This is a genomic window from Allobosea sp. 67-29 (genome assembly GCF_001898115.1).
Lineage (GTDB): Bacteria > Pseudomonadota > Alphaproteobacteria > Rhizobiales > Beijerinckiaceae > Allobosea.
The window spans coordinates 209,507-236,326 of sequence record NZ_MKSQ01000023.1 but is presented as its reverse complement, the minus strand read 5'-3'; the positions used below and the strand labels follow the sequence as shown (position 1 = coordinate 236,326).

28 protein-coding genes are annotated in these 26,820 nt (G+C 66.2%); 4 read left to right on the top strand and 24 right to left on the bottom strand.

The window, feature by feature from the left end; all coding sequences use genetic code 11:
- Nucleotides 1-19: 19 nt before the first annotated feature.
- The 9 genes from BGO20_RS18060 to BGO20_RS18020 all read right to left on the bottom strand — a co-directional run bounded on the left by BGO20_RS18060 (nt 20) and on the right by BGO20_RS18020 (nt 9,807).
- Entirely contained in the window at nt 20-2,122 is a 2,103-nt protein-coding gene (locus BGO20_RS18060; protein ID WP_291660606.1) for a M3 family metallopeptidase, read from the bottom strand.
- A 27-nt stretch (nt 2,123-2,149) separates the two neighbouring features.
- Nucleotides 2,150-2,872 carry an NUDIX hydrolase gene (locus tag BGO20_RS18055; protein ID WP_291660605.1) on the bottom strand — a complete coding sequence of 241 codons (723 nt, stop codon included), beginning with the start codon at nt 2,870-2,872 and terminating at the stop codon, nt 2,150-2,152.
- The gene (locus BGO20_RS18050; protein WP_291660604.1) at nt 2,869-3,771 is read right to left on the bottom strand and encodes a PhzF family phenazine biosynthesis protein; all 903 of its coding nucleotides are present in this window, start codon (nt 3,769-3,771) and stop codon (nt 2,869-2,871) included. Before BGO20_RS18050 ends, BGO20_RS18055 begins: the two co-directional genes overlap by 4 nt.
- Nucleotides 3,772-3,775: 4 nt before the next feature.
- Nucleotides 3,776-4,891, bottom strand: a complete 1,116-nt coding sequence (locus BGO20_RS18045) for an endonuclease/exonuclease/phosphatase family protein (protein ID WP_291660602.1) — start codon at nt 4,889-4,891, stop codon at nt 3,776-3,778.
- Between the two features lie 10 nt (nt 4,892-4,901).
- Nucleotides 4,902-5,750 carry a pyridoxal kinase PdxY gene (gene pdxY / locus BGO20_RS18040; RefSeq protein ID WP_291660861.1) on the bottom strand — a complete coding sequence of 283 codons (849 nt, stop codon included), beginning with the start codon at nt 5,748-5,750 and terminating at the stop codon, nt 4,902-4,904.
- 101 nt (nt 5,751-5,851) lie between these two features.
- On the bottom strand, nt 5,852-6,892 hold the full coding sequence (locus BGO20_RS18035; RefSeq protein WP_291660601.1) for a sensor histidine kinase: 1,041 nt from the start codon (nt 6,890-6,892) through the stop codon (nt 5,852-5,854).
- 132 nt (nt 6,893-7,024) lie between these two features.
- On the bottom strand, nt 7,025-8,056 hold the full coding sequence (locus tag BGO20_RS18030) for an ABC transporter substrate-binding protein (protein WP_291660600.1): 1,032 nt from the start codon (nt 8,054-8,056) through the stop codon (nt 7,025-7,027).
- An 84-nt stretch (nt 8,057-8,140) separates the two neighbouring features.
- The gene (locus BGO20_RS18025; RefSeq protein ID WP_291660599.1) at nt 8,141-8,932 is read right to left on the bottom strand and encodes an ABC transporter permease; all 792 of its coding nucleotides are present in this window, start codon (nt 8,930-8,932) and stop codon (nt 8,141-8,143) included.
- On the bottom strand, nt 8,929-9,807 hold the full coding sequence (locus tag BGO20_RS18020) for an ABC transporter ATP-binding protein (protein ID WP_291660598.1): 879 nt from the start codon (nt 9,805-9,807) through the stop codon (nt 8,929-8,931). Before BGO20_RS18020 ends, BGO20_RS18025 begins: the two co-directional genes overlap by 4 nt.
- 190 nt (nt 9,808-9,997) lie before the next feature.
- Between BGO20_RS18020 and BGO20_RS18015 the strand changes: the two genes are divergently transcribed.
- Nucleotides 9,998-10,528, top strand: a complete 531-nt coding sequence (locus BGO20_RS18015; RefSeq protein ID WP_291660597.1) for a DedA family protein — start codon at nt 9,998-10,000, stop codon at nt 10,526-10,528.
- A gap of 43 nt (nt 10,529-10,571) precedes the next feature.
- Here BGO20_RS18015 and BGO20_RS18010 read toward each other — a convergent pair whose 3' ends face one another.
- The 4 genes from BGO20_RS18010 to BGO20_RS17995 form a co-directional block, all read right to left on the bottom strand.
- Nucleotides 10,572-11,639, bottom strand: a complete 1,068-nt coding sequence (locus BGO20_RS18010; protein WP_291660596.1) for a hypothetical protein — start codon at nt 11,637-11,639, stop codon at nt 10,572-10,574.
- A gap of 475 nt (nt 11,640-12,114) precedes the next feature.
- Entirely contained in the window at nt 12,115-12,363 is a 249-nt protein-coding gene (locus tag BGO20_RS18005) for a hypothetical protein (protein WP_291660595.1), read from the bottom strand.
- A gap of 210 nt (nt 12,364-12,573) precedes the next feature.
- The gene (gene ilvC, locus BGO20_RS18000; protein WP_291660594.1) at nt 12,574-13,593 is read right to left on the bottom strand and encodes a ketol-acid reductoisomerase; all 1,020 of its coding nucleotides are present in this window, start codon (nt 13,591-13,593) and stop codon (nt 12,574-12,576) included.
- A gap of 14 nt (nt 13,594-13,607) precedes the next feature.
- A complete protein-coding gene (locus BGO20_RS17995) occupies nt 13,608-14,270 on the bottom strand; it encodes a TetR/AcrR family transcriptional regulator C-terminal domain-containing protein (protein ID WP_291660593.1) in 663 nt (220 codons plus the stop codon).
- 139 nt (nt 14,271-14,409) lie between these two features.
- Here BGO20_RS17995 and BGO20_RS17990 point away from each other — a divergent pair, with 139 nt between their 5' ends.
- A complete protein-coding gene (locus BGO20_RS17990; protein WP_291660592.1) occupies nt 14,410-14,955 on the top strand; it encodes a DUF924 family protein in 546 nt (181 codons plus the stop codon).
- Nucleotides 14,956-14,991: 36 nt separating this feature from the next.
- Here the strand turns inward: BGO20_RS17990 and BGO20_RS17985 are convergent, their stop codons facing one another.
- The 7 genes from BGO20_RS17985 to BGO20_RS17955 all read right to left on the bottom strand — a co-directional run bounded on the left by BGO20_RS17985 (nt 14,992) and on the right by BGO20_RS17955 (nt 20,735).
- Entirely contained in the window at nt 14,992-15,714 is a 723-nt protein-coding gene (locus BGO20_RS17985; RefSeq protein ID WP_291660591.1) for a haloacid dehalogenase type II, read from the bottom strand.
- A gap of 109 nt (nt 15,715-15,823) precedes the next feature.
- On the bottom strand, nt 15,824-16,570 hold the full coding sequence (locus BGO20_RS17980) for a helix-turn-helix domain-containing protein (protein WP_291660590.1): 747 nt from the start codon (nt 16,568-16,570) through the stop codon (nt 15,824-15,826).
- A 96-nt stretch (nt 16,571-16,666) separates the two neighbouring features.
- Nucleotides 16,667-16,894, bottom strand: a complete 228-nt coding sequence (locus BGO20_RS17975) for a hypothetical protein (protein ID WP_291660589.1) — start codon at nt 16,892-16,894, stop codon at nt 16,667-16,669.
- Nucleotides 16,895-16,896: 2 nt separating this feature from the next.
- The gene (gene ilvN / locus BGO20_RS17970; protein ID WP_291660588.1) at nt 16,897-17,439 is read right to left on the bottom strand and encodes an acetolactate synthase small subunit; all 543 of its coding nucleotides are present in this window, start codon (nt 17,437-17,439) and stop codon (nt 16,897-16,899) included.
- Nucleotides 17,440-17,486: 47 nt separating this feature from the next.
- On the bottom strand, nt 17,487-18,176 hold the full coding sequence (locus tag BGO20_RS17965; protein ID WP_291660586.1) for a glutathione S-transferase family protein: 690 nt from the start codon (nt 18,174-18,176) through the stop codon (nt 17,487-17,489).
- The gene (locus tag BGO20_RS17960; RefSeq protein WP_291660584.1) at nt 18,173-18,883 is read right to left on the bottom strand and encodes an aspartate/glutamate racemase family protein; all 711 of its coding nucleotides are present in this window, start codon (nt 18,881-18,883) and stop codon (nt 18,173-18,175) included. Before BGO20_RS17960 ends, BGO20_RS17965 begins: the two co-directional genes overlap by 4 nt.
- An 88-nt stretch (nt 18,884-18,971) precedes the next feature.
- Nucleotides 18,972-20,735, bottom strand: coding sequence for an acetolactate synthase 3 large subunit (locus BGO20_RS17955; protein WP_291660583.1), 1,764 nt, complete (start codon nt 20,733-20,735; stop codon nt 18,972-18,974).
- Nucleotides 20,736-21,079: 344 nt separating this feature from the next.
- On the opposite strand from BGO20_RS17955, the gene BGO20_RS17950 reads away from it, so the two are divergent.
- Nucleotides 21,080-22,537 carry a GGDEF domain-containing protein gene (locus tag BGO20_RS17950; protein WP_291660582.1) on the top strand — a complete coding sequence of 486 codons (1,458 nt, stop codon included), beginning with the start codon at nt 21,080-21,082 and terminating at the stop codon, nt 22,535-22,537.
- A 90-nt stretch (nt 22,538-22,627) separates the two neighbouring features.
- On the opposite strand, the gene miaA is transcribed toward BGO20_RS17950, so the two are convergent.
- Nucleotides 22,628-23,584 carry a tRNA (adenosine(37)-N6)-dimethylallyltransferase MiaA gene (miaA, locus tag BGO20_RS17945; RefSeq protein ID WP_291660580.1) on the bottom strand — a complete coding sequence of 319 codons (957 nt, stop codon included), beginning with the start codon at nt 23,582-23,584 and terminating at the stop codon, nt 22,628-22,630.
- Between miaA and serB the strand changes: the two genes are divergently transcribed.
- A complete protein-coding gene (serB, locus tag BGO20_RS17940; RefSeq protein ID WP_291660579.1) occupies nt 23,583-24,470 on the top strand; it encodes a phosphoserine phosphatase SerB in 888 nt (295 codons plus the stop codon). The two genes, miaA and serB, sit on opposite strands and share 2 nt — an antisense overlap.
- Here serB and BGO20_RS17935 read toward each other — a convergent pair whose 3' ends face one another.
- From BGO20_RS17935 to BGO20_RS17925, 3 genes are all read right to left on the bottom strand, one after another.
- A complete protein-coding gene (locus BGO20_RS17935; RefSeq protein ID WP_291660577.1) occupies nt 24,471-24,812 on the bottom strand; it encodes a DHCW motif cupin fold protein in 342 nt (113 codons plus the stop codon).
- 164 nt (nt 24,813-24,976) lie between these two features.
- Nucleotides 24,977-26,497: a DegQ family serine endoprotease gene (locus BGO20_RS17930; RefSeq protein WP_465246052.1), complete on the bottom strand. Its 1,521-nt coding sequence runs from the start codon at nt 26,495-26,497 to the stop codon at nt 24,977-24,979.
- Nucleotides 26,498-26,621: 124 nt separating this feature from the next.
- A complete protein-coding gene (locus BGO20_RS17925) occupies nt 26,622-26,813 on the bottom strand; it encodes a DUF2065 domain-containing protein (protein ID WP_291660575.1) in 192 nt (63 codons plus the stop codon).
- Between the last annotated feature and the right edge of the window lie 7 nt (nt 26,814-26,820).

Below are 26,820 nucleotides of genomic sequence, written 5' to 3'. Positions count from 1 at the left end.
GATCGGACCGCCGAGGGAGCTACGCGGCGAGCCCCCGCTTCTCCAGCAGTGCATCCGGCGTCGGCAGGCGACCGCGGAACAAGGTGTAGGCCTCCTCGGCATCGCGCGTGTCGCCAGCCGAGTAGATGTACCGCTTCAACCTCTCCGCGATCGCCGGAGAGAACACGTCGCCCGTCTCGGTGAAGGCGTTGAAGGCGTCGGCGTCCATCACCTCCGACCAGAGATAGCTGTAATAGCCGGCCGAATAGCCGTCGCCGGAGAAGACATGGGTGAAGTGCGGCGTGCGATGGCGCATGGTGATTTCGGCGGGCATGCCGATGCGGGCGAGTTCCGCCGCCTCGAAGGCGAGCGGGTCGACCTCTGCCGGCGCCTCCAGCGAGTGGAAAGCGAGATCGACCAGGGCCGAGGAGGTGTATTCCACTGTCGCGAAACCCTGGTTGAACGTCTGAGCTTTCTCGATCTTCTCGATCAGCGCTTCCGGGATCGCCTCACCCGTCTCGGCGTGGTGGCAGTATTCGCGCATCACCTCGCGGGTCAAGAACCAGTGCTCGTAGAGCTGCGAGGGCAGTTCGACGAAATCGCGCGCGACCGACGTGCCGGCGAGCGAGCCATAGGTCACGTCCGAGAGCAGGCCGTGCAAGGCGTGGCCGAACTCGTGGAACAACGTGCGCGCATCGTCGAGCGAGAGCAGCGCGGGCTTGCCCTCGGCCGGCTTGGCGAAATTGCAGACATTGACGATGATCGGCCGGGTCTCGCCGTCGAGCTTGCGCTGGCCGCGGAAGGCGCTCATCCAGGCTCCGGAACGCTTCGAAGCGCGGGCGAAGTAGTCGCCGACGAACAGGCCGATATGGCGCCCGCTCGCGGTCTCCGTCACCTCGAAGATGCGCACGTCCGGATGGTAGCCCTGAAGCTCCGGCCGCTCGGCGAAGGAAAGCCCGAACAGCTTCCCCGCCACGTCGAAAGCCGCCTGCCGCACGCGGTCGAGTTGAAGATACTGCTTCAGCACGGCCTCATCGAGCGCGTAGGTCTTCTGCCTGACCTTCTCGGCATAGTGACGCCAGTCCCAGGGCCGGATCGGACCGTTCTCGCCCTCGTCCTGCGCGAGCGCGGCAAGGTCCGCCGCCTCGCGCGCCGCGCGCGCCTTGGCCGGCTTCCAGACCAGCTCCAGCAGCCCGCGCACATGCTCCGGCGTCTTCGCCATGGCGTCGTCGAGCTTGAAATGCGCGAAGGTCGGATAGCCCAGCAGCGTCGCCTTCTCGGCCCTGAGCTTCACCATCTCGGCGACGATGGCGCGGTTGTCGCTGTCGCCGCCGTTCTCGCCGCGCTTGCTCCAGGCGATGAAGGCTTCCTCGCGCAGCTCGCGGCGGGTCGAGAAGGTCAGGAACGGCTCGATGATCGAGCGCGACAGCGTCACCGCGTGCTGGCCCGGCTTGCCGCGATCGGCAGCGGCGCGTGCCATCGCGGCCTTCACGAATTCCGGCAGGCCGGCGAGTCCCGCCTCGTCCGCGATGAACAGGGCGTAGGAGGATTCGTCCTTCAGCACGTTCTGGCTGAACTGCGTTCCCAGCCCGGCCAGCCGCTCGTTGATCGCCGCGAGGCGCTTCTTCTCCGCCGGCTTCAGCTTGGCGCCGGCGCGGACGAAGCCCTTGTAGCTTCGTTCCAGCAGGCGCGCCTGTTCCGGGCTCAGGCCGAGCGCATCGCGCTTGGCATTGACAGCGTCGACGCGGGCGAAGAGGCCCTCATCCATCATGATCGCCGACCAGTGCCGCGAGGAGATCGGCGACATCTCGCGCTCGATCGCCTGCAGCGCCTCGTTCGTATCGGCCCCGGTCAGGTTGTAGAATACGCCGCCGACGCGGCTGAGCGCGCGGCCCGCCCGTTCCAGCGCCTCGATCGTGTTGGCGAAATCGGGCTCTGCCTCGTCGGCGACGATCGCCGCGATCTCCGCCTTGTGCTTGGCCAGCGCCGCGTCGAAGGCCGGGCGGATATGCTCCGGCTTGATCGCAGCGAAGGGTGGCAGGCGGAACGGCGTCTCCCAGCGCGTCGCGAACGGGTTCTCCGCCGGCAGCGCAAGAGCCTCAGGATAATGGGCTTCGGGATAGGCGGTCTCGGCGGAGTTCATCGGGGTGCTTTCGTGAAGGCAGGCGGGTCACTTGCCGTCGAACATATGTGCGAGGTAGCGGCGCATGAAGGGCGGCATGTCGTGCTTTTCCGTCTCGGCCAGATCCCGCACGATCACGATGTCGGATAGTTCTTCTTCTTCGAGTTCGCTCATCCGGTCCAGCATCAGGGCCCGTGCCGCCTCGGCGGAAAGGTCGATGCGGACCTCGCGCATGAAGGCAACGCGCCCCGGCTCGATCAGGGCCGTCCACCCCTCGCCAACCGCGACCTCGTCGACCCGCAGGCCGGTTTCCTCGCCGAGCTCGCGGGTGACGCTGCCGGCCAGGTCGAGCGTCCGGTCCGGGCGCATATCCTCGCGGTCGGGCGTGCCTGCGGCGAAATAGACCTTGCCGGCGTTGGCGGTATGCTCGCCCATCTTGCCGCAGAGGAAGGCCCCGTCATTGGCCCGGAGCGCCGCCATGGCGAAGCCGTTTCTGATGATCGGGCCTGGGTGGCCGACGTCGCGCCAAGTCAGGAAAGCCGCATAATCGGTCTCGAAATAGCCAGCCTCGAACACCCCGTCACGGATCGCGGCGCGATGCTGGAGCATGACGCGGCCGTTGAACATCGCGGGCTTGCCGGCGCTGATCTCCGCCCAATGCGCCGCGATCAGCGCCGCGTTCTCGCGGGCGAAGGCCCAGTCGTAGGGCTCGACTCTGGCCTCGACCCGCGACAATCGGACGATCGTGCTGTTCTCGACGCCATCGTTCACAGCAGCACGCCCTCGCTGACCACGATCGCCGATCCGCCGATGCGCGCCGAGGCGAGCGCGCCGTTGCGGACGCTGAGCTCGAGCGCGATCTGCGACGGCCGGCCCATTTCGTAGCCCTGTTCGATGACGAGGCGATGGTCGCCATCCCCCGGCTGGTCGTAGGCCATGACGGCGCCGGCAAAGGCGGCGGCCGCACTGCCCGTCGCAGGGTCCTCGACGATTCCGGATCCCGGCCAGAACATCCGGGCGTGGTAGTGATGCCCGGTCTCGGCCGGCTCGCGGCAATAGACGAAGGCGTTGCCGTTCGGCGTCGCGGCGAGCGCACGCTCGAAGGCAGCGCCGGCTACACGTGCCTTGGCAACAGCCTCGCGGCTTGCCAGCGGGACCAGCGTATAGGCGACGCCGGCCGAGAAGGCGCTTGGGCGATGCGCATCGAAACCGAGATCGGCCGGATCGAGCCCGAGTGCCTCGGCCAGCGACGTGTCGGCGACCGGCTGCGCGAAGCGCTCCGGCAGGCGCGGAAGCGTGAAGACGGCATGGCCGGCATGGCTGCCTTTCGCCTCGACGGCGCAGGAAACCGGCCCGACCTTCTCTTCCAGGACCAGCAGTTCGGCGGGCCGCCCTTCGGCCTCGTCGGTGAGTGCCAGCCAGACCGCGGTCCCGACCGTCGGATGCCCCGCGAAAGGCAGCTCGCCGCCCGGCGTGAAAATGCGGACGGAGGCGCGGTGCTCCGGCCTTTCCGGCGGCGAGACGAAGACCGTCTCCGACAGGTTGAACTCCCGTGCGATCGCCTGCATGGCTTCGGTGTCCAGCCCCTCCGACTGCAGCACGATCGCCAGGGGATTGCCGGCATGGCGCCGCGTGGTGAAGACGTCGAGGGTGACGAAGCGGCGTTTCATCGGATCATCCTGCCGGAATTTCGAGATCAATGGTGAGCGGGCTGTGGTCCGAAGCCTTTGGCCGGTCCCAGCCGACGCGCGGATAGCGATCCGCACAGGTCGCCAGCCGTGCCATCGAGCGGTCCGGCTGGCGTGGATCGAGCGGCACGCGATACGGCAGGCCGCGCCGGATCATCTGCATCGCCGGCTTGGGATTGGCGGCGGCCAGCGCGGGAGAGAGCAGGATGTGGTCGAGCGGCATATGGCTGTCGATCAGCCTGTCCTGGCTCTCGGACCAGTAACGCCGGAAATGCGTCCAGCGCTCATGCGGCGGCAGCGTCGTCATCGGATCCGTCGCGAAACCGTCCAGCAGCGGTTCGATGCCGCTTAGCCCTTCGTCGACCGGAACGGCATGCGGTCCCAGGCTGTAGCGATAGCCGTTCAAATCCCCCAGCACGATCCAGTTCGTCTCGCGCCAGCCGCCGCCGAAACGCTGCTCGATCAGCCACCGCACCGCCCGCGCCTCGGCCCGCCGCACCGGCAGCGTCATCGCCCGCCCGTCGTCGCGACCATTGTTCATCGACTTGAAATGACAGCCGAACAGGCTGAGCCGGCGCCCGTCCAGGCTGAGCTCGATCTCCAGGCAGTCGCGCGCGAACACCTTGCCATGCGCGCCGATGCCGAGTGCGGCGAGATCGCGGTCGTGCACGCCGGCCTCGGCGAAGGTCAGCTCCTTGTGCGAACGCACCTTGACCTGCCCCTGTCCGAGCAGGTCGCGCCGGGCCGCGAAGCCGATGTCGATGTTGCGCCGGTCATTGCCGTCGACGAGCGTGAAATGGCCGTAACGATGGTCGGCGATGCGGTGGACGTAATTGGCGAAGAAGGCCTGGAGGCTGGCGAGCGAATCGACCTCCTGCAGCATCCATAGATCCGCCTGCGCCTCTGCGATGGCGAGCGCCGTCATCTGACGCTTGTCGTCTTCCAGCGCCACCGCCAGAGAACGTTCTACGGCGTCCCGCTCGTCGGCGCGCGGGAAATGGAACAGCGACATCGCAGCGGCGGTCTCAGTGCGCCCGCCCGCCTCGAAACGATGGCGCGTCAGCAGGTTTTCGACGTTGAAGGTGCCGACGCGCAGTTTCATGGCCAGCTGATCAGATCGCTTCCGGCGCGAAGACCTGCGAGGGCGAGACGAACTCGTCCTGCGCCGCGACGGTCAGGATTTCGCGCGAGCCCGCCTCCTTGGTGCGCCGCAGCAGCCCGTAGATCGAGGACGCCGCCTTGCTGAGGGCGGAGGCCGCCGAACGGTCGCGCAGATAATGGGTGAAGAACAGCGCCGCGATGGCGTCGCCGGCGCCGTTGATGCTGACTTCGAGCCGCGGCGTGCGCACGCGCCAACTGCCCTCCCCGTCCGCAGCCATCAGGTCGATCGCGTCCGCAGGCGTCTCCTCGGTCTCAAGGGACGTCACCAGGACCACCCTGGGCCCGGTGTCGCGTAGTGCCTCGACCGCCCGGTGTGCGTCGGCAACCGTCTTGATTTCGATGTCGGTGAGGAGCCCGAGCTCGAACTGGTTCGGCGTCACGATATCGGCGGCCGGTACCGCCTGCTCGCGCATGAATTCGGGGATGCCCGGCCGCACGAAGACGCCGCGGCCGACGTCGCCGATCACGGGATCGCAGCAATAGAGCGCCTTCGGGTTGGCAGCGCGAACCTGCTCCACGGCCGAGAGGATCGCATGGCCGATATCGGCCGACCCCATATAGCCGGAGAGAACGCCGTCACATTGCGAGAGGACGCCACGCTCGGCGATACCCTCCATCACCTCGTCGATCATGCCGCCGTCGAAGACACGGCCCTTCCAGCTTCCGTAGCCCGTATGATTCGAGAACTGCACCGTATGGATCGGCCAGACGTCGACACCCAACCGCTGCATCGGAAAGGTCGCTGAGGCGTTGCCCACATGGCCATAGGCGACATGGGACTGGATCGAGAGGATGTTCATAAGCTGGAGTCGCACCCGTGTTCACGGCAGAGAGCCGCGAACCTAACCACTCGGACGCAATGAGCCAATCGAAAGCGGTGAAGGTGGGTGATCGCAGCGGTTCATTCGCGCGGGGCGATGCTCGCCATGGTGGTGGCGAGGCTGTAGCGAAGCCCTTCCGGCCGATAGTCGAGCGCGACCTCGCCCTGAAATTTCTGGGCCATCACGCGCTCGACCAGCCGTGATCCGAACCCCTGCCGTCGCGGCCTGACGACCGGCGGGCCTCCGCTCTCTGACCATTCCAGGACAAAGGGGTCCTCGCTCTGGGGGCGTCCCGTCCGCCAGCGGAGGAGAACCTCGCCATTCTCGACCGACAAGGCGCCGTATTTCACCGCATTGGTCGCGAGTTCGTTGATCGCCAGAGCCAGCGTCATCGCCTGGTCGGCAGCGAGCTGCACCGGCGGCCCCTCGACGCGAATCCGGCCGACTCCGGATCGATGGGGCGCCAGAGCCCCTTCGACGACGCTTCGGATCGGCGCGCTGCTCCAGCTTTCGCGGGTGAGGATGGAATGAGCCTCGCCCAGCGTCGCGATCCGCTCGCTCAGCGTCGCCTGCGCCTCGTCGAGCGTCTCGGCCGAACGGAAGGTCTGGCTGGCGATGGCGGCGATCATGGCCAGCGTATTCTTCATCCGGTGTGCAAGCTCGGCGTTGAGAAGCCGCGAATTGCGCTCCGCCAACATCTTGCCGGTCGTCTCGATCACGGTGTCGATCATGCCACAAACGCGGCCGCGCTCGTCGCGGATCGGGCTGTAGCAGAAGGTGAACCAGGCTTCTTCGGGATGGCCGAAGCGGTTGATCGTCAAGGGGAAGTCTTCGATGAACGTTGCCTCGCCGGCATAGGCTTTGGCGACCAGCGGGCCGATCTCGTCCCAGACTTCGGGCCAGACCAGGTTGAACGGCGTGCCGAGCGCAGGCGGCTTGTCGCCGAGAATGGGCCGGAAGGCGTCGTTATGGATGGTGACCAGATCCGCGCCCCAGACGATGCATTTGGGGAAGTGCGAGTTGACCATCATGCCGACGGCCGTCTTCAGCGCCACCGGCCAATCCGCGATCGGACCGAGCTCCGTCGCCGCCCAGTCAAAACTGCGGATGGCGGCGGCCATCTCGCCACCGCCATCCAGAAACGCTGTCCGCTCCGGCACTTTCGCTATACCCCCGCGATTCGCTGCAGCCTGCACCGAACCGCGGAGGAACGCGACGCCAAAAGACGTTGACAACCAGATTCTTCCGCCGTCTCAGGCGCCTGATGCGGCCTTCTTGGCGAAGCTGTCGATGAAGGTCTTCGACAGGTCGACATTGGAGCTGCTCAGCTCGGGATCGAGCAGCTTCAGCGAGTCGTACATGCTCTTCATGCCGTCCGGCGGCGCGATGCCCGTGCGGGAATAGCTTTCGAGCGAGTTTTTGACGGCACGGATATAGAGCGGCCGGTCGCCGAGCAGATATTCCTGCGGAACGAGATCGGCGACCTCCTCCGGCTTCGCCGTCTCCAGCCACTTCAGCGCCTTCATGAAGGCATTGACGAGCTTCTGCGTCGTGACCGGATTCTTCTCGGCGAAATCGTTCTTGAGATAGAGCACGGCCGCCGGGTTGGAGCCGCCGAACAGCGCCTTCGTGCCGGCCTCGGTACGGGTGTCGATCAGCGAGACGATGTCGCCGTCGGCCTCCAGCTTCGAGATGACCGGGTCGAGATGCGAGATCACGTCGACCTGCTTCTGCTTGATCGCCGCGACCGCGCTGGCGCCGCCGCCAACGCCGATGAAGGCCGCGTCCGTCGGCTTGAGACCGGCCTTGACCATCGCATATTGCGCCGTCAGCGAGGTCGAGGATCCGGGTGCGGTCACCCCGACCTTCAACCCCTTGAAATCCGCAGCGGTCTTCACCTTGTCGGCCAGGTCCTTGCGGACCGCGATGACGATGCCCGGGAAGCGGCCGAGCTCGATCACCGCGCGGATGTCCTGCCCCTTCGCCTGCATCCGGATGGTGTGCTCATAGGCACCGGTCACGACGTCGACGGAGCCGCCCACCAGCGCCTGCAGGGACTTGGCCCCGCCGCCGAAATCGTTGATCTCGACATCGAGCCCCTGGTCCTTGAAGAAGCCCTTCTTCTCCGCGACGGTGAGCGGAAGATAGTAGAGCAGCGGCTTGCCGCCGACGCCGAGGGTGAGCTTGGGCTTCTCGGCCGCCTGCGCCAGGACGGTCGCGGGCGACAGGCCGACGGCGGTGGAAGCGGCGAGCGCGGCCAGCGCGTCGCGACGGGTCAGTTTCATGGCGTAACCTCCGGTTGAGAAAGCACTTCTGGTAGGTGCTTGGGCGCGACGATAGGCGAGATGGGTCCGAACCGGCAACTCGCCTTACGTCGTGGTCGTCGCGCTCTGCGCGGGACGCCAGACCAGCAGGCGCCGCTCGACCAGCGTCACCAGCGTGTCGATGGCGATGACGAAGATGGTGAGGATCACCATGCCGGAAAACACCCCGGTCACGTCGAAGACGCTTTCCGCCTCGTGGATCTTGTAGCCGAGCCCGGCCGAGGAGCCGAGATATTCGCCGACCACCGCACCGACCAGCGCGAAGCCCACGGAGGTGTGCAGCGAAGAGAACATCCAGGTCAGGGCCGAAGGCCAGTAGACATGCTTGAAGAGCTGGCGCTCGTTCATGCCGAGCATGCGCGCATTGGCCAGGATCGTCGGCGAGACCTCGCGCACGCCCTGATAGACGTTGAAGAACACGATGAAGAAGACCAGCGTGAAGCCGAGCGCCACCTTCGACCAGATGCCGAGGCCGAACCAGAGCGCGAAGATCGGCGCCAGAACCACGCGCGGCAGGGCGTTCGCAGCCTTGATGTAAGGGTCGAAAACCGCCGAGAGCAGGGCATTTCGCGCGAAGGCGAAGCCGAACAGGATGCCGGCTGCCGAACCGATGACGAAGGCGAGCACCGTTTCCGTCAGCGTGATGCCGAGATGCCAGTAGATGTCGGGCCCGGTCAGCTCCTTGAAGGTGCGCGCCAGCACCGCGACCGGGGTGGAGAAGAAGAACTGGCTGGTCTTGACGTCTCCGAACAGGCTGGTGGTGGTCGCCACATGCCAGACGGCCAGGAAGACCAGCATCACCAGGACCTGGAGGGCGAGAAGCCTTATCCGCTTCATGATGCGTCTCCCCCGACGAGTTCTCGTCCCTCGCCCATCGCATAGGCCTTCTGCACCTCGACCCTGAGCGACGACCAGATGTCGCGATGGATCTCGTGGAAGGCCTTCTCCAGCCGGATATCGGCGATATCGCGCGGGCGCGGCAGGCTCACCCTGTAATCCGCGACGATCCCCGCCGCCGGTCCCGCCGACATCACGACGACGCGGTCGGAAAGCGCGATCGCCTCCTCCAGATCATGCGTCACGAACATCAGCGCCTTCCGGTCGCGCGACCAGAGATCGAGCAGGAGATTGCCCATGATCTGCCGCGTCTGTGCGTCGAGCGGCCCGAACGGCTCGTCCATCAGGATGATCTCGGGATTGCGGATCAGCATCTGCGCCAGGCTGACGCGCTTGCGCTGCCCGCCCGAGAGCATGTGCGGGTAGCGATCGACGAAGGCGCGAAGCCCGACCCGCGCCAGCCACTCGCGCGCACGCTCCGCAGCCTCGCGCTCGGGTACGCCCATCGGCTCCAGCGCGACCTTGATGTTGTCGAGGGCCGTCTTCCAGGGCATCAGCGCGTCCTGCTGGAAGAGATAGCCGGCGCGCCGGTTCAGCCCGACGAGGGGCTTGCCGAAGATGCCGACCTTGCCGGCCGAGGGCGACAGCAAGCCGGCTGCCGCGTTGAGCAGCGTCGACTTTCCGCATCCCGTCGGCCCGACGATCGAAACGAACTCCCCGGGCGAAACCCTCAGATCGATCCCCTTCACCGCCTGGTAGCGTCCGCCGTCGGCCAGATGGAAGGTGATATCGACGCCCGACAATGCGACCGCCGTCTCGCCCGGCAACACCTGTGCCGCTCCCGCCCCTGCCTGCGGGCTGTCCTGCAACTCCATGAAATCCGTTTCCCCACTGGCGGGTGCCCGAACGGCGCGACCGGCCTTTTCTGCGTTGGCGAATTTAATAGGCGATCGTTCCTGGAAGGCAAAGCCGCGGAACAGAGCGGATGGGGGCGCTTGCCTCGCGCCTTGCCGCAGGCCATATCCCGGCGGTCCACCTTCGGCCTAGGGAATACGAGCGAACATCATGGCAGCCCTCGAACACGCCATGCAGACGCTCGTCGAGTTCATGCGGGTCAACCAGGAATGGGCGATCCCGATCGTCTTCCTCGTCGCCTTCTGCGAATGCGTCGCCATCCTGTCCTGGCTGGTGCCGGCGACGGTATTCTTCACGACGTTCGGGGCGGTGGCGGGAGCCTCGGGGCTCAATCTCGTTCCGCTTGCGCTGGCGGCCTCGCTCGGTGCCGGCAGCGGCTTCTGGGTGTCCTACTGGGCGGGCCTGATCCTCGGCCCGCGGGTGCACGACTACTGGCCCTTCACCAAGAACCCGCAATTGCTCGATCGAGGCCACGGCTTCTTCGAGAAATGGGGGCTGGCCAGCATCCTGATCGGCCACTTCTTCGGACCGCTGCGCGCCGTGATCGCCATCGTCGCCGGCCTGGTCGCGATGCCGGCCTGGCAGTTCCACCTGGCGAACTGGCTCGCCTCCTTCGCCTGGGGCTTCGGCCTGCTTTACGGCGCAGGCCGCCTCGCCGAGTTCGTCACCCAGGGCTCCTGACCGCCGCCGAGCGCAGTTGGCAGCCTCGGCCGGACATTCGGCGCTAGCCGGGAGGGCGCCGATGCTGTGCGATGAGCGCGCTCAGCTGGGCGATCACCATCTCCATCTTCGCGAAATCCGAATGCAGGTTCAGCCTGGCCACCATGGCCGGATTGGACACGATCATGCCCGGCGGGAAGTTCCGGAAATTGTTCCAGATCTGTCGAAGCCCATGCCGATGCCCCATGACCTTCTCGAGATACTCCCGCCAGGCCTTGCGGTTGTCGTCCTGATTCACGCGATTGCCGGCGCGATGAACGTTGTGGATGCCGGCATAGTTCCAGTTCGTCAGGAAATGGGCGCGCGTCGGTGACGTCGGCCTCCCTCCCCAATGGAACTCGAGGCTTCCATCACCAAATGGCGTGTCCGGCGTCACCGGCCATTTGAAGTATTTGAATAGCTCCTGCGCTTCGAGGTCGGTATCTCCCTGATAGGCTCGCGGATCGAAGATTCCGGCGCCGAAGACCGATTTTCCTTCAAAGATCAGCTTTCCACCGAAAGTCTTGATGCCCTCGCGAATGATCTTCGACATTTCCTTGGTCGCGGAGTGGCCATAGGCGGCGTCGGTATCGGGGTGCTTTTTCCAACCCTCTCCGGCACCGGGAAAAGCCGCCATGAAGGCATCGCGGCCGGACTGGTTCGGATCGAACGCAACGCCGCGCCGGTCGAACTCCATAACTTTGTGGATGAATTCAGCGATATTGAGCTTTCTGTTCCGGAACAGATCGTTGTTCATACCGTAATACATGTCCATCATCTGATACTCGCCCAGTATCAGCTGCGCGGCCCGAGGGCCGGGATCGTAGAAATGGAACTCCCGCTGCGCGATCAGCGAGTGATGCTGCTGATGTTGCTTCGTCATGCGCACCCAGTGCGCAGCGGCCCAGGCGACGGTATTGCCTTTCGCCGCGCCTCCGTTGTGCAATGCATTGGGGCCTACGGTACCGTAGATAAAGACACTATCGCGAAATTCGCGCCGAACCTGAGCCTTTGCGTAGACTTTGCTGTCTCCAAAAGGAGAATATTTGACTTCTTCCAGCGCGCGGTTGAATCGCGTCTCGAAATCGGTCATGTCCCAGCCCCCGCCGCAATCGTAGGAATATGAGCGTCCTTGATAAGGGTGACCTCATACGAATGCACGTCGTCGGCTTCGTGCGGACAGGATGAGCATTCAGGCAGAGCCTTTGCCGGAACGAAAGCGTCGGCCGCAAAAGACGCACGCGGACGTGCCCACAGGGAAACTGATCGACATCGTCCCTCTGGACGGCCAGTGGAAGAACGCATCGTTGGTTTGCGTCGCTCAGCGTCCGCAAAGCAGAGGTTTTGAGCCGTCGGCCGCGCGTTGAAATCTCGGCGGCGCCCCGCCGTATCGGCGGCAAGGCGGCGGCATTGCCCGGGTCAGGTGAAGATCACCCAGATCATCAGCGCAAGCGATGCCAGCAGCGCTATCTGCGCGGCAATGGATGGATGGACAAGCCTCGACATTCGCATCGGCACCTCTCCATTCCAGATCGGCGGGGGACCTGCTTCAGGTCAAGCTGCCGCACTCAGTAGACGCTCATCTCCACGGCGAGCCACGCGATCATCGCCAGCACCAGCCCACCGATCAGCACCATCAGAACAGGCCGGCCAAGGAACCCTTGCCTGGCCTCCACCGGCGTCTCGACCGCCGGATCGCCCTCGCTGTGACGATCTGCCTGCAGGCTGGGTAGAGGCTCGCCGCCACGCAACTGCTCGAGATCCGGGCGACGTTCCGCCTCCGCGACCGGCGCCTCGGGCTTCGTTTCGACCACCATGATCGTCTCTCCCCTGCGTCGGGCCAGCCTCGTCGGCCACACCCAGCAAACAGAACGCCGCGAACCGCGACGTGTTCCCCAACCCCTCCTGAACGGAGGAAGGCGGCGCCTTTCAGCGCCGCCTTCCCAAAGTCAGACATAAAGCAAGATCAAAAGCTTAGGACCCGAAGCGGATTCGGTTCCGCAGGCATTTGAATCAGATTGTGAAGCTCAGTTCTTCGACTTGTCGACCAGAGCCTTGGCCTTGATCCATGGCATCATGTCGCGCAGCTTGCTGCCGACTTCCTCGATCGGATGGGCAGCCATGCGGGCGCGGGTCGCCTTGAACGAAGTCTGGTTGACCTTGTTCTCCAGCATCCAGTCACGGGTAAACTTACCCGACTGGATGTCGTTGAGAACGCGCTTCATCTCGGCCTTGGTCTCGGCCGTGATGATCCGCGGGCCGGTGACGTACTCGCCGTACTCGGCGGTGTTCGAGATCGAGTAGTTCATGTTGGCGATGCCGCCTTCGTAGATCAGGTCCACGATCAGCTTCACCTCGTGCAGGCACTCGAAATAGGCCATCTCGGGAGCGTAGCCGGCCTCGGTCAGCGTCTCGTAGCCGGCCTTGATCAGCTCGACCAGGCCGCCGCAGAGCACGACCTGCTCACCGAACAGGTCGGTCTCGCACTCTTCCTTGAAGGTCGTCTCGATGATGCCGGCGCGGCCGCCACCATTGGCCGAGGCGTAGGACAGGCCGAGGTCATGGGCGTTGCCGGTCGCGTCCTGATGGATCGCGATCAGGGTCGGCACGCCGCCGCCACGCTCATACTCGGAACGGACGGTGTGGCCCGGGCCCTTCGGGGCGACCATTAGCACGTCGAGGTCCTTGCGCGGCTCGATCAGGTTGAAATGAACGTTGAGGCCGTGCGCGAAGAGGAGCGCAGCGCCTTCCTTCATGTTGGCGGCGAGCTCGTCGCGGTAGATGTCGGCCTGCAGCTCGTCCGGCGTCAGCATCATGATGACGTCGGCCCACTTGGCACCCTCGGCCGGGGTGAAGACCTTGAAGCCGGCGCCTTCCGCCTTCTTGCGGGTGGCGGAGCCTTCCTTCAGGGCGATCGCGACCTCCTTGACGCCGGAATCGCGCAGGTTGAGCGCATGAGCATGGCCCTGCGAGCCGTAGCCGACGATGAGGACCTTCTTGCCCTTGATCAGGTTGATGTCGGCATCACGATCGTAATAGACGCGCATGGGTGTCTCCTTTGTCACGCGTTGTTCGTCCGGCCCGGATCATTCGCTGCCGTGCCGTAGAGGGTGAGAAACTGGTCGGTGGCGCGCTCCGCGTCGCGTGCGATCTCGGCCTTGCCCAGCGTCAGCGGGTCGCCGAGCAGCAGCCGGATCTGGATGTCGCGGCCGACCAGGCCGAAGAAGGTGCGGAAGGTCGTCTCGGTGTCGTCGAAATCGAGGAGGCCCGCCTCGCGGCCCGCCTCCAGCACCGGCATCATGCGCTTGCCGATGGCGAAGCGGCCATTGGCCAGCACGATCGACCCGAGATTGCCGTCCCGCGCCGCTGCCTGACTGACGCCGATGCGATTCAGCGCGATCGAGGTCGGCGAGGAGATCACCTCGAGCCAGTTGGCCGCGAACCGCTTCAGGCTTTCGCGCAGGGCGCCGGCATCGAGGGTCTGGCGGTCGAAATTGCCCGCCCTCACCTTCGAGGCCTGCCACTGCACTGTCGCGGTCAGCAGGCCGTCGCGGTCGCCGAACCATTTGTAGAGGGTTTCCTTGGAGCAGCTCGCCCGCCGCGCCACCGCGGTCATGGTCAGCCCGCTGCCCTTCTCCACCATCAGACTGAGAACGGCGTCGAGCACGGCCTGCTGGCGCGCTGTCAGCGCCTCGCCTTGCGTCTCTGCCGGGGCCCGGGTCATGGGTGATCGAAAGTCCGTACCGTACGTTACGGTTCAGGCTCTAGCGCAGGTACCGGCCCCTCGCAAGTCCTATTCGGGGCTGACGGCCGGCTGCTGAGGAATTATCTCCGGGGCACTGTCTCGCCGAACGGAGCCTGCCATGTCCCTGCCCCGCCCCGCCGACATCGTCGCCTTCTGGCGCAAGGCCGGCCCGGAGAAATGGTTCGCCAAGGATAGCGCTTTCGACACCGAGATCAGGCAGCGCTTCCTGCCGGCCTATGAAGCGGCGGCGGCGGGCCAGCTGGACGACTGGCAGGACACTCCCGAAGGCGCCTATGCCCTGCTGATCCTGCTCGACCAGTTCCCCCGCAACCTGTTCCGCGGCAGCCCGCAGGCCTTTGCCACCGACCCCAAGGCGCTCGCCATCGCGCGGCATGCCGTCGCGGAGGGGTTCGACAAAGCGTATCAGCCGCCGGAGCAGCGCTTCCTCTACATGCCATTCATGCACTCGGAAGCGCTGCGCGATCAGGAGCACTGCGTTGCGCTCTGCGCGGCGGCCGACGACGCCGAAGGCGTGAAGTTCGCCGAGATCCATCGCGACATCATCCGCGATTTCGGCCGTTTTCCGCATCGAAACGAGGTTCTCGGCCGCGAGACGACGGCAGAGGAACATGCGTTTCTCAATGAGGGCGGCTTCAGCGGCTGAGACAGCGCCGCCGGAAGGTGCCGCCGCGCTTCCGATTCAGGCCATGGCCTCGCGATGCGCCCGCGCCATGTCGGCCAGGCTCTTGAAGTGGAAATCCACGCTCGGGCGCTGCTCGGGCATCAGCGTGGCGCCGCTTCCCGCCTTGTCGAAGCGCCGGTCGATCCAGGCCCGCGCCAGCCCGGCCTTCTGCGCCGGCACATGGTCGTGGAACAGGCTTTGCGCGGTGTGCAGGACGTCGTGTGCGCCGAGGCCCAAATCGGCCTCGAGGTGTTCCAGCAGGAAGGCGAAGTTGCGCGGATCTGGCTTGTACGAACCGATATCCTCGGCGGTATGGATACCGTCGAAGGTCACGCCGAGCTTCCTGTTGCTGGCGGCGAAGCTCTGGCGGTCGACATTGGACAGGATGACGAGCTTGTAGTGCCGCTTGAGATAGGCGAGCGCCTCGGCTGAATCGGGAAAGGCCGGCCAGTCCGGCACCGAAGCGCCGAAACGCTCATTGAGATCGGCATGGATACGCAGGCCGAGATCCCGGGCGAAGCGCGCATGCACGGCGGCGAGCAGCGTGGGGTAGCGCAGGGACGGCGTCGCCTCCTCCTGCTCGCTTTCGTAGCGACCGAAGCGGGCAAGCGCATCCTCGCGCTCCAGTGCGATTCCACCGGCGCTCAGGAGCGGCTGCAGCGCATTCCAAATGCCGGTCTCCCAGTCGATCAGGGTGCCGTAGCAATCGAATGTCAGGACTTTGAAATCGGTCAGCTTCATCGCCGGGTTCTCCGCGTGCGGTCATTGCCAGTGACGAGGCTAGCAAGCGCCGGGACGGCTGTGATGGGCCGAAACTGCGAACGGCTTGACCGAAACTGCGATGCCGGGGTCAGCCCCTTGCCGGCCCGCGGTTCGCGGCGCGGAATTCGCTCGGCGTCAGGCCGAAGCGGCGCTTGAACTGCCGGTTGAAGGAAGCGGCGTTCTGATAGCCGAGATCATAGGCGATCTCCGAGACCGGTGCGGACGTCGTCGCCAGCCGCTCGGCGGCCCGCTCGAACAGGCGCTGGAGTTGCAACTGCTTCGGTGATCGACCCGTGGTCGCCCGAAACAGGGCATGGAACTGACTCTGCCCGAGCCCGGCCATCCGCGCCATCTGCGCCACGCCGGACGCCTGCCCTCTCTCCACGACGTCCAGCACGCGCCGCTCGGCGCGCGACCAAGGCTGCGGCCGCTGCTCGGGCTCGACCAGATGCAGCGCCGTCATGGCCATGCGCGCGGCAGCCTCCGCCGGGCAGGCTCCAGTCTCGACCTCCGTGCCGAGCTGGCGGAACATGCGCCACAGCCAGGGCGCGATCGGCAGGAGCGAAGGCTCAGGGCTGTCGAGCAGCGTCGGCGGCATCTCGCCGCCCAGCCCCGCCACGTCGACATCGAGGATGAGCATGCTGCAATCGCTGCTCGGCTCGAAGCCGTGCTCGCGATGCCGTGGGATCAGAGCCACGCAACTATGCGAGACGACGCCACGGCGCCCCTCGACGTCCAGCCGCATCGCGCCCTGCATCGGGAGCAGGATCTGGCTGAAATCGTGATGATGCCGATCGCCGCCACGATAGCTGCGGACCTCGAGCTGGATCGACATCGGGCGCCCCTCCTCGCCAAAACATGCGCCAGGTCACGCGCGAAATCATGCGCGCCCGTCTCTCACGAAACAAGTCGGCTTGATCGAGGCGGCTGGTTAGCCGCCTGCGACCTGCTGGCTCGCGATGCGCTGCAGGAAGATCGCGGCGACGGTCAGCAGGAAGCCCGCCCACCACAGCGGCGAGCGCAGGCTCTTGCCGCTGCCGGGCGGCTCCGCCTGCGCACGGCCGGTCAGCCGCAGGATCACCGGCCCGGCAAGGCAGGCGAAGCCCGCAATGCCGAGCCCGAGCGCGATCAGGCCGAGCGTTTCCGGAGTCAGCGCCATGCTCACATCGATTCCGGGCCGCGGCTCATCGCCGCGATGCCGGTGCGCGAGACTTCCGTCAGACCGACCGCGGTCATCGTCTTGATGAAGCGCTCGATCTCCTCCGTCGCACCGGTGAGCTCGAAGACGAACGAGGTCAGCGAGGCGTCGAGGACCCGCGCTCCGAAGGCCGAGGCAAGGCGCATCGCCTCGACGCGCTGCTCGCCCTTTCCGACGACCTTGATCAGTGCGAGCTCCCGCTCGATCGCCTCGCCCTGCTCGGTGAGGTCGACGACGCGGTGCACCGGCACCAGCCGGTCGAGATGAGCCTTGATCTGGTCGATCACATTGGCTGTGCCGGAGGTCACCACCGTGATGCGTGAGAGGTGCTTCTCGTGCTCGGTCTCGGAGACCGTAAGGCTCTCGATATTGTAGCCACGGCCCGAGAACAGCCCCGCGATGCGGGCAAGAACGCCCGGTTCGTTGTCGACGATCACCGCCAGCGTGTGACGCGCAGTCGGCTGCGACTTGGGAGCATTCGGATAGTGGGTGGCGGGCTTCGACATGGGAGACCTGTAGGCGGGTTGGAACGGGGAATGTGCGGTTGGGAGGCTCAGGGCTGGCGAAGGTCGACGAGAGCCGGCTCGTCGACCTCGTCCTGCGCCACGATCCAGCTTTCGGTCAGTGCGGCGGCCAGCCATTCGCGATAGCCGGGCAAATCGAGGACGGCCTGCATATAGGCTTGCGAGACGGGATCGACCGCGATTCCGTAGGTATCGAGGCGGGTAACGACCGGCGCGTACATCGCGTCCGCTGCCGAAAAGGCGCCATAGAGGAAAGGCCCGCCTCCCGCCTGGCCGAAGCGCTCACGCGCCTGTCGCCAGAGAGCGGTGATCCGGACGACGTCGCGGGCGACGCCCTCGCCGCGATCGCGCCTGCCGTAGCGCTTGCCCAGATTCATCGGGCAGGCGCTGCGCAACGCGGTGAAACCCGCATGCATCTCGCTGGAGATCGCACGGGCATGGGCGCGCGCCGTCGCGTCGGCCGGCCAGATGCCGGCATCCGGATGCGTCTCGTGCAGGTATTCCGCGATCGCCAGCGTTTCCCAGACGGCGATCTGGCCGTCGACCAGGGTCGGAACCGTACCGCCGCTGCCGGGCGCAGCAGCGAAGATCGCCTCCTTGAAGCCAGGCTCGTCGAGCGGGACCAGTTCCTCCGTGAAGGCGATTCCCTTGGCGCGCATGAGGAGCCAGGCCCGCAGCGACCAGGATGAATAGCACTTGTTTCCGATCAGGAGCTTCATGCCGCGACGCTCTTCACTTCGGCGACATAGTCCAGGGCCGCCGCGGCATGGAGCGCGGTGGTATCGAAAACCGGCACCGCAAAATCCGCCTGGGAGACCAGCAGCCCGATCTCGGTGCAGCCGAGGATGACGCCGTCTGCACCCTCGTCCCGGATCGCCCGCTCGACGACGGCGAGGTAGCGCTCCTTGGATGCGGCCTCGACGCGGCCGCGGCACAATTCCTCGTAGATGATGCGATGGACCTCATCCCGCTCCTGCGGCTGCGGCACCAAAGCCTCGACGCCGAAGGCCTTCAGCCGGTCCCGGTAGAAGGCCTGCTCCATGGTGAAGCGCGTCGCCAGCAGCAGCGGCCGCCGCGACGGCGTCGCCCTGATGGCCCGCGCCGTCACGTCCGCGAGATGCAGGAAGGGCAGCTTGGTCGCGGCGATGATCTGATCGGCGACCTTGTGCATGGTGTTGGTGCAGAGCAGCAGGCAGGCCGCACCGGCCCGCTCGAGGCGCCGGGCGCTGTCGGCCAGCGCCACGCCTGCCGCAGCCCAGTCGCCCTCCGCCTGCATCTCGGCGATCGGCGCGAAGTCCAGCGAATGCAGCAGGACATCGGCCGAGTGCAGTCCCCCCGCCCGCGCCCGCACGCCCTCGTTGAGCAGCCGGTAATAGACCGCCGTGGATTCCCAGCTCATTCCGCCGATCAGGCCGATGGTCGCCATAGTCGCTTTACTCCCCGGGCAGTCGGCAATCGGCCGTCCGCGGTCGGATACATCCGATTGCCGACGGCCTACTGCCGATTGCCTGCCCTCAAACCAGCTGCTTGCCCTTGGCGTCGATGATCTCGCCGGTATCGCCTTCGAAATCGGGCAGGATCATCTCGTTATGCGCCTTGCCCGACGGGATCATCGGGAAGCAGTTCTCCTCCTTGGCGACATGGCAGTCGAAGATCACCGGGCCGGGCGTCTCGATCATCTCCATGATCGCGGCGTCGAGCTTGGCCGGGTCGTCGCAGCGGATGCCATGGCCGCCATAGGCCTCGGCGAGCTTCACGAAGTCGGGCAGCGACTGCGAATAGCTCTCCGAATAGCGCCCGCCATGCAGCAACTCCTGCCACTGGCGCACCATGCCCATGTACTCGTTGTTGAGGATGAAGATCTTCACCGGCAGCCGGTACTGCACCGCCGTCGACATCTCCTGCATGTTCATCAGGATCGAGGCCTCGCCGGCGACGTCGATGACGAGCGCGTCGGGATGCTTCATCTGCACGCCGATGGCCGCCGGCAGGCCGTAGCCCATGGTGCCGAGCCCGCCCGACGTCATCCAGCGGTTCGGCTCCTGGAAATGCAGGTACTGCGCCGCCCACATCTGGTGCTGGCCGACCTCGGTCGTGATGTAGGTATTGCGGTCCTTGGTCAGCGCGTGCAGCCGCTCGAGCGCATATTGCGGCTTGATGATCGTGTCCGAGTGCTTGTAGGCGAGGCTCCTGCGTCCGCGCCAACCCTCGATCTGCGTCCACCACGCGGCGAGAGCGCTCTTGTCGACCTGCGGCGAGGTTTCGCGCCAGATGCGGACCATGTCCTCCAGCACATGGGCGCAATCGCCGATGATGCCGATGTCGACCTTGACGTTCTTGTTGATCGAGGAGGGATCGATATCGATGTGGATCTTCTTCGAACGCGGCGAGAAGGCGTCGATGCGCCCGGTGATGCGATCGTCGAAGCGCGCGCCGATCGCGATCATCACGTCGCAGTCATGCATGGCCAGGTTGGCCTCGTAGGTGCCGTGCATGCCGAGCATGCCGAGCCACTGCTTGTCGGCCGCCGGGAAGGCGCCGAGCCCCATCAGCGTCGAGGTGACCGGGAAGCCGGTCAGCCGCGCCAACTCGCGCAGCAGCGCCGACGCATGCGGACCGGAATTGATCACGCCGCCGCCGGTATAGAAGACCGGCCGCTTGGCGCCGGCGATCAGCTCGACCGCGGCCTTGATCTTGTTCAGGTCGCCCTTGACCACCGGACGATAGGTCTTGTGCTGGTTGTCGCGCGGGCGGCTATAGGCGCCGGTCGCGAACTGGATGTCCTTGGGGATGTCGATCACGACCGGGCCCGGACGGCCGTTGGCGGCGACATAGAACGCCTCGTGCAGGATGCGCGGCAGGTCGTGGATGCTCTTCACCAGATAGTTGTGCTTGGTGCAGGAGCGGGTGATGCCGACCGTGTCGCATTCCTGGAAGGCGTCGGAGCCGATCAGATGCGTCGGGACCTGGCCGGTGATGACGACGACCGGGATCGAGTCGAGCAGCGCGTCGGTCAGGCCGGTGACGGCATTGGTCGCGCCGGGGCCGGAGGTGACGAGCACGCAGCCGACCTTGCCGGCGCCGGAGCGGGCATAGCCCTCGGCGGCGTGGACGGCGCCCTGCTCGTGGCGGACGAGGACATGCTTGACCTTGTCCTGCTGGAAGATCGCGTCATAGATCGGAAGCACGGCGCCGCCCGGATATCCGAACAGATGCTCGACGCCCTGGTCCTGAAGCGCGCGGACGACCATCTCGGCTCCGGTCATCATCTCGCTCATGAGGCTCTCCTGCGGCTTGTCTTCGGCTTTGCGAAGGATCTGGGTCTGACGGAAAACGGGCAATAAAAAAGGCCCTCGGAGGGGCCTGGGCGTGCGCTGGCGTCGGGGACGCCCGGTCTTGAAACCGGCCCCTACCAGCGCACCTCTACGAGAATAAGCTTGCGCATCGCGCTCATGATCCTTCACGAAAGTTGCCGGACGCTAGCGGAGCGCGCGCAGGCGGTCAAGCACTAACCACATTGGCAAGCGAATGGTTGACGAGATCAACCAAAAACCGCGCCTGCACGGGAACGGATTGTCAATGCGTTTGCCCTAGCGTCCGGCCCGCTCGAACCGGGACGGCTATGTATCAGGAAGTCCACACCGACAACATCGCCGCTCGTGCCCATGCGCCCCGGATCGCGGAACTGCTGAATCGGTTCGAGATTCACAGCCGCGAGGGCCTGCCGGTTTCCTACGAAGCCTTCTGTGCCGAAGTCATGCCTCTCTTCGGCGAGGAGTTGATCGTCCTGGAACCGAGCCAAGACGGCGACTATCGCTGGGTGCATTACGGCCGCGAGATCGTTCGTTATATCGGGGGCACGCGGCTCGGCGAGCGGCTTTCCGCGATGCAGCCGCAACTGGCCGCCTTCACCCGGGCTTGCGCCGAGCGCGCCTTTGCCGAGAACCGGCCGCTCTACACCGTGCACCGCGCAAAGCAGGTGGTCCGCGTGGCTCTCTGGGAGCGCCTCCTGCTCCCGACATTCACGCGCGGAGGCGACAAGATGCTCGTCGCCTTCAGCCGACCGCTGCAGTTCCGCGAGGACCTGCTCAACGCCGTGCTCGAAAACTCGCCGAGCGGCATCGTCGCGTTGCGGGCGCTTCGCGGCTCCGACGGCTGCATCGACCAGACGATCATCGTCACGGCCAATCGGCAAGCCGCGCTGCTGGCGGGGCGGCCCGGCGCCGCCCTGCTGGATCGAGACGCCCTCGAGGCCTTGCCATTCCTGGCCGACGCGGCAGTCTGGGAACGTTGCCGCGCGGCCATGGAGGAGCAACGCCCCGACAGCTTCGAAACGGCCTTCATCCGCGACGGCAAGACGAGTTGGCTGCAGCTTGCGGTCGCCCCCCTCGGCGACGGGCTGCTGCTGACGCTGACCGACATCACCGAGCTCACGGTCGCCAACCAGACGCTGCAATTGCGGGCTGCGACGCTTGCGCTCGAGATCGGGCGCGAGCGCGCGACGCGCCATGCATTGTCCGAAGAAATCAGCCATCGCGAGGAGCGCGAGAAGGAGCTGCGCCGTCTCGCCGAGACGGACCCGCTGACGGCGCTGCTCAACCGCCGTTCCTTCACCGAGCGCGCTCATGCTGCAATGGCCGCAAGCATGCAGGAAGACGTCTCGATCGTGATCGTCGATCTCGACCACTTCAAGCAGGTCAACGACACCTATGGCCATCCGGCCGGCGATGCCATCATCCGTGCCTTCGCCGATCTCCTCCTCGGCTTGCTGCGCAGCGAACCGCATCTCGTCGCCCGCGTCGGCGGCGAGGAATTCGCGATCCTGCTGCGCGGCGTCGATACCGCCGAGGCCATGGCGAGAACCGCCGAGATTCAGGAGGCTCTGGCGAGCCGCGCCCTGCCCGTCTCCGAGACGCTCGAGCTGAGGATCACGGCCAGCTACGGCATTGCGACCCGCCAGGCCGCCGAACCGCTTGCCGCTCTGTTCGCTCGCGCCGACCAGGCGCTCTACCGCGCCAAAAGCGAGGGCCGCAACCGCATCGGCCTCGCCGCGGCCGATGCCGTCGCCGACGCGGCCTGAGTTCCAGGTCGTCGCGCGTTCGACCGGACGCGGTAACGATGATCTATCTGATTACTGGGGCATCGGATTTTCCGAAAAGCGGATTCCACTCTACGGTCCGATGTCCTGGCGTTCCAGCTCGCGCAACGCCGTCTCCAGCGCCGCCTCCGGCGCCACCGCCTGCCAGCCCGCCATCTGATGCCGAAACCACGTTACCTGCCGCTTGGCGTAGGCGCGCGTATCGGCCTGCCCGCGGCGGATCGCATCCTCCAGCGGGATCGCACCGTCGAGATGCGCGATTAGCCCCGGCACGCCATGAGCGCGCATGATCGGCAGCAGCGGATCGAGCCTGCGGTCACGCAGCCGCACGACCTCCTCCAGCGCACCCTGCGCCATCATAGTCTCGAAGCGCCGGTCGATTCGCGCCCGCACCGCTTCCCGCTCCGGGCTGACGAAGAGGCGCAGCAACGGCAGACCATCGAGGGGGCCCGGCTGTCGCTCGCCCTGGAAGCTCGCCAGCGAACGCCCGGTCGCCAGATGGACCTCGATCGCCCGCATGATCCGCATGCGGTCCGACGGCCGCAGCCGTTCCGCCATCACCGGATCGAGGCCGGCAAGCTCGGCGTGCAATGCCTCGGTCGCGGCATGCTCCGCTCGGGCCCGGAAGGCCGAGCGGACCGCCTCCGGCACAGGCGGCATGGCGGAAAATCCCTCGGCGACAGCCTTGAAATAGAGCCCCGTCCCACCGACCAGGACCGGCAGCTTGCCCTGCGCCCAGAGTTCGGGGAGCAGCGCCGCGACATCCGCCGCATAGCGCATCGCCGAATAGTTCACGGCGCCGTCGACATGGCCGTAGAGCCGGTGCGGCACCATCGCCTCCTCGGCCTCGCTCGGCCGGGCGGAAAGGATGCGCAGGTCGCGATAGACCTGCATGGAATCGGCGTTGACCACGACGCCGTCGAAGCGGCGTGCGATCTCGATCGCAAGCGCAGACTTGCCGCTGGCGGTCGGACCTGCGATGAGCACCGCCCTGATCGTCCTTCCAGCCTGCTGCACCGGTCTTCCCATGCTCGTCGCGACTCTCGTTTCCGCCCATGGCCAGGCGCTTGTCGATGAAGCCATGCTGGCTCGGCTCGCCAGCGCGGTGCCGGGCACCCGCCGCACGGCCATGCTCGACGACGCCATTGCCGCCGATCTCTTCGCGGATGGAACCGACGCGCGCAAGCTCGAAGCCGAGCTCCGCATTGCCCTGGACGGCGCGCCTGTCGACGTCATCGTCCAGCCGGAGGCCGGCCGGCGCAAGGCGCTGTTCCTGGCGGACATGGATTCGACCATGATCGGCCAGGAATGCATCGACGAGCTCGCCGCCTATGTCGGCTTGAAGGATCTCGTCTCGGCCATCACCGAGCGCGCGATGCGTGGCGAGATCGCGTTCGAGCCGGCGCTGCGCGAGCGGGTCGCCTTGCTGAAGGGCGTTCCGCTTGCAGTCGTCGACGAGATCATCCGGGAGCGCATCACGCTGACCCCCGGCGGCTACGAACTGGTCCATACGATGCGCGCGAACGGCGCCTATACGGCGCTGGTCTCCGGCGGCTTCACCGTCTTCACCGGGCCGGTCGGCGCAGCCATCGGCTTCGACGAGCACCGTTCCAATCTGCTGTTGGCGCAGGACGGCATCCTGATCGGCGAGGTCGCCGATCCGATCCTCGGCAAGCAGGCCAAGCTCGATTCGCTGATCGAGCTGCGCAGGCGCTTCGGCCTGTCGCCTGCGCAGACGCTCGCCATAGGCGACGGCGCCAACGACCTCGCCATGCTCGGCGAGGCAGGGCTCGGCGTCGCCTTCCGCGCCAAGCCCGCGGTCGCCGCCGCGGCCGATGCCCGGCTGGAGCACGCCGATCTCACCGCCCTGCTCTATGCCCAGGGCTATACCGGCAGCGAGATCGTGCGGCGCTGATCAGTCGACGATGAAGAGCTTCGCGCCTGTCTTGGTCGCGGAGCGATGCGCCTCGGCGCCATCCGCGACCTGATAGCTCATCCCGGCCTTCAGAGGCATCACGCGGCCGTCCTCCAGGGTCGTCTCCATCTCGCCCTCCAGACAGAGGATGATGTGGCCCTTGGAGCACCAGTGGTCGGCGACATAGCCGGGCGAATACTCGACCATCCGAACCCGGATGCGGTTGTCGGCAGGCCCGAAATGCTGCGTGCGCCAGATCGCCTCCCCGGTGTCGCCGGCATGGCGTTCGGCCGGCACGGACGACCAGTCGGTGGTGACGAAGGAAATCTCGCTGAGCTTCATGCTGCATTCCGGACTGAGCCGGTCCTCGGGGGTACGGGGCTTTCATCCTGCCAGTCCGCATCGGCTCCCGCCATGGTCCGGAGCGGATGCGCGCCATGCCCCAATGGATACGAAAAAGGGCGGCCTGGCGGCCGCCCTCGCGAAACGTTCGTACGGGCCGACTGTCAGTTCCGGGCCAGCGCGACGAAACGAACCTCGCCCTGTCCGTTCGAGACCAGAAGCAGGACGGGCTTCTTGCCATCCTCCTTCTTGAGCGCGTCGAGACGCTTGGTCACCTCATCCGGCGTGTTGACCGGCTCCTGGCCGACCTCGACGATCAGTTCCCCGACCAGTACGCGCTTGTCGGCCGCGTTGGAGTTCGGATCGACCTTGGTGACCACGACGCCCTTGAGGCCGTCCTTGATCGAGTAGCGCTTGCGCAAATCGTCGTTCTGGGCCGAGAGCTCGAGGCCGAGCGCGTTGGCGACAGCCGGCTTGGCCGCCTCGCCGGCCGGCTTGTTGGCGGAGGCGGTCTGGACCTTCTCGCCATCTTCCAGCCGGCCGAGCTTGACGATCTTCTGCTCTTCCTTGCCCTTGCGGATGATCGTGACCGGAACATCCTTGCCGACCGGCGTCGCGGCGACGATGCGTGGCAGGTCGCGCGAATCCTTGACGTCCTTGCCATCGAACTTGGTGATCACGTCACCGGTCTCGAGCCCGGCGGGCTTGGCCGGGCCCTTCTCGTCGACGCCGGCGATCAGTGCGCCGCGCGCCGTGCCGAGGCCGAGCGCATCGGCCGTCGCATCGTCGATGCTCTGGATCCGCACGCCGAGCCAGCCGCGCCGGGTCTCGCCGAACTGCTTGAGCTGGTCCACGACATTCGCGGCGAGCGACGAGGGCACGGCGAAGCCGATACCGACCGAGCCGCCCGTCGGCGACAGGATCGCCGTGTTGATGCCGATGACCTCGCCGGCCATGTTGAACAGCGGGCCGCCGGAGTTGCCCTTGTTGATGGCCGCGTCGGTCTGGATGTAGGTGTCGTAGGGCCCTTGGCTGATGTCGCGGTTGCGCGCCGAGACGATGCCCGAGGAGACCGAGCCGCCGAGGCCGAACGGGTTGCCGATCGCCATCACGGGGTCGCCGATCCGCATCTTGTCGGAATCGCCGAACTTGACGAAGGGCAACGGCTTGTCGTGCTTCACGCGCAGCACGGCCAGGTCGACCTTGGTGTCCTTGCCGACGACCTCGGCCTTGAGCCGCGTGCCGTCGCTGAAGATCACCGTGATCTCGTTGGCGTCGCCGATGACGTGGTTGTTGGTGACCACGATGCCCGCCGGGTCGATGACGAAGCCCGAGCCGGCCGATTGCGAGCGGCGCTGCTGCGGCGCCTGGCGCTCGCCCTGCTGGTTACGGCGATTGAAGAATTCCTCGAACAGGTCGCCGAATGGCGTGTCGGGCCCGAGCTGCGGCAATTGCGGCAGGTTGCGCCCCTTGCTGTCGCTGGTGGTGACCGCGGAGATGTTGACGACCGCCGGCATCACCTTCTCGACGAGATCGGCGAGCGAGGTCTGGCCTTGCAACAGCGGGGTGTTCGCCCTGGCCTGCACCGGTGCCAGCACCGGCGTCATCAGCGCCAGACCGGCCACGCCGGCCGCGAGCGCGATGCGGACTGGCCGGGCAGCAACGGAAACGGTTTTCAATGCCATCTGAATCCCCATGACGGAAAAGGCAGGCCGATCGATGCGGCACAAAACGCGCCGCGAATTGAACCCCGAAATGCGGCGGAAGGGCGACGCACGATCGTGTCATCGAACACGATCGCGGCATTGTTTACCAGCTTCCGCGCGCGATCCAGACCAGGGCCACGCCCAGCACCGCGGAGGCGAGCCCGATCAGTCGCATCCGATCGGGCGGCGTTTCCGCGGCGCTGCGCAGGGCATCCTTCGCCAGATGCGGGATGGCGGCGAAGAGAATACCCTCGATGGCGAAGACCAGGCCGAGCGCCGCGATGAAATCGAACATCGGCGTC

Excerpts from the sequence above, each read along its gene's own strand:
- BGO20_RS18060 (WP_291660606.1), bottom strand. The coding sequence starts at position 2,122 with ATGAACTCCGCCGAGACCGCCTATCCCGAAGCCCATTATCCTGAGGCT.
- BGO20_RS18035 (WP_291660601.1), bottom strand. The coding sequence starts at position 6,892 with ATGGCCGCCGCCATCCGCAGTTTTGACTGGGCGGCGACGGAGCTCGGT.
- BGO20_RS17950 (WP_291660582.1), top strand. The coding sequence starts at position 21,080 with ATGTATCAGGAAGTCCACACCGACAACATCGCCGCTCGTGCCCATGCG.
- ilvC (WP_291660594.1), bottom strand. The coding sequence starts at position 13,593 with ATGCGCGTCTATTACGATCGTGATGCCGACATCAACCTGATCAAGGGC.
- BGO20_RS17955 (WP_291660583.1), bottom strand. The coding sequence starts at position 20,735 with ATGAGCGAGATGATGACCGGAGCCGAGATGGTCGTCCGCGCGCTTCAG.
- BGO20_RS18030 (WP_291660600.1), bottom strand. The coding sequence starts at position 8,056 with ATGAAACTGACCCGTCGCGACGCGCTGGCCGCGCTCGCCGCTTCCACC.
- BGO20_RS17995 (WP_291660593.1), bottom strand. The coding sequence starts at position 14,270 with ATGACCCGGGCCCCGGCAGAGACGCAAGGCGAGGCGCTGACAGCGCGC.
- BGO20_RS17960 (WP_291660584.1), bottom strand. The coding sequence starts at position 18,883 with ATGGCGACCATCGGCCTGATCGGCGGAATGAGCTGGGAATCCACGGCG.
- BGO20_RS18005 (WP_291660595.1), bottom strand. The coding sequence starts at position 12,363 with ATGGTGGTCGAAACGAAGCCCGAGGCGCCGGTCGCGGAGGCGGAACGT.
- BGO20_RS18020 (WP_291660598.1), bottom strand. The coding sequence starts at position 9,807 with ATGGAGTTGCAGGACAGCCCGCAGGCAGGGGCGGGAGCGGCACAGGTG.
- BGO20_RS17965 (WP_291660586.1), bottom strand. The coding sequence starts at position 18,176 with ATGAAGCTCCTGATCGGAAACAAGTGCTATTCATCCTGGTCGCTGCGG.
- BGO20_RS18050 (WP_291660604.1), bottom strand. The coding sequence starts at position 3,771 with ATGAAACGCCGCTTCGTCACCCTCGACGTCTTCACCACGCGGCGCCAT.
- BGO20_RS18010 (WP_291660596.1), bottom strand. The coding sequence starts at position 11,639 with ATGACCGATTTCGAGACGCGATTCAACCGCGCGCTGGAAGAAGTCAAA.
- pdxY (WP_291660861.1), bottom strand. The coding sequence starts at position 5,750 with ATGAACATCCTCTCGATCCAGTCCCATGTCGCCTATGGCCATGTGGGC.
- BGO20_RS18015 (WP_291660597.1), top strand. The coding sequence starts at position 9,998 with ATGGCAGCCCTCGAACACGCCATGCAGACGCTCGTCGAGTTCATGCGG.
- BGO20_RS17930 (WP_465246052.1), bottom strand. The coding sequence starts at position 26,497 with ATGGCATTGAAAACCGTTTCCGTTGCTGCCCGGCCAGTCCGCATCGCG.
- BGO20_RS18045 (WP_291660602.1), bottom strand. The coding sequence starts at position 4,891 with ATGAAACTGCGCGTCGGCACCTTCAACGTCGAAAACCTGCTGACGCGC.
- ilvN (WP_291660588.1), bottom strand. The coding sequence starts at position 17,439 with ATGTCGAAGCCCGCCACCCACTATCCGAATGCTCCCAAGTCGCAGCCG.
- BGO20_RS17975 (WP_291660589.1), bottom strand. The coding sequence starts at position 16,894 with ATGGCGCTGACTCCGGAAACGCTCGGCCTGATCGCGCTCGGGCTCGGC.
- serB (WP_291660579.1), top strand. The coding sequence starts at position 23,583 with ATGCTCGTCGCGACTCTCGTTTCCGCCCATGGCCAGGCGCTTGTCGAT.
- miaA (WP_291660580.1), bottom strand. The coding sequence starts at position 23,584 with ATGGGAAGACCGGTGCAGCAGGCTGGAAGGACGATCAGGGCGGTGCTC.
- BGO20_RS17925 (WP_291660575.1), bottom strand. The coding sequence starts at position 26,813 with ATGTTCGATTTCATCGCGGCGCTCGGCCTGGTCTTCGCCATCGAGGGT.
- BGO20_RS17935 (WP_291660577.1), bottom strand. The coding sequence starts at position 24,812 with ATGAAGCTCAGCGAGATTTCCTTCGTCACCACCGACTGGTCGTCCGTG.
- BGO20_RS18025 (WP_291660599.1), bottom strand. The coding sequence starts at position 8,932 with ATGAAGCGGATAAGGCTTCTCGCCCTCCAGGTCCTGGTGATGCTGGTC.
- BGO20_RS17980 (WP_291660590.1), bottom strand. The coding sequence starts at position 16,570 with ATGTCGATCCAGCTCGAGGTCCGCAGCTATCGTGGCGGCGATCGGCAT.
- BGO20_RS17990 (WP_291660592.1), top strand. The coding sequence starts at position 14,410 with ATGTCCCTGCCCCGCCCCGCCGACATCGTCGCCTTCTGGCGCAAGGCC.
- BGO20_RS17985 (WP_291660591.1), bottom strand. The coding sequence starts at position 15,714 with ATGAAGCTGACCGATTTCAAAGTCCTGACATTCGATTGCTACGGCACC.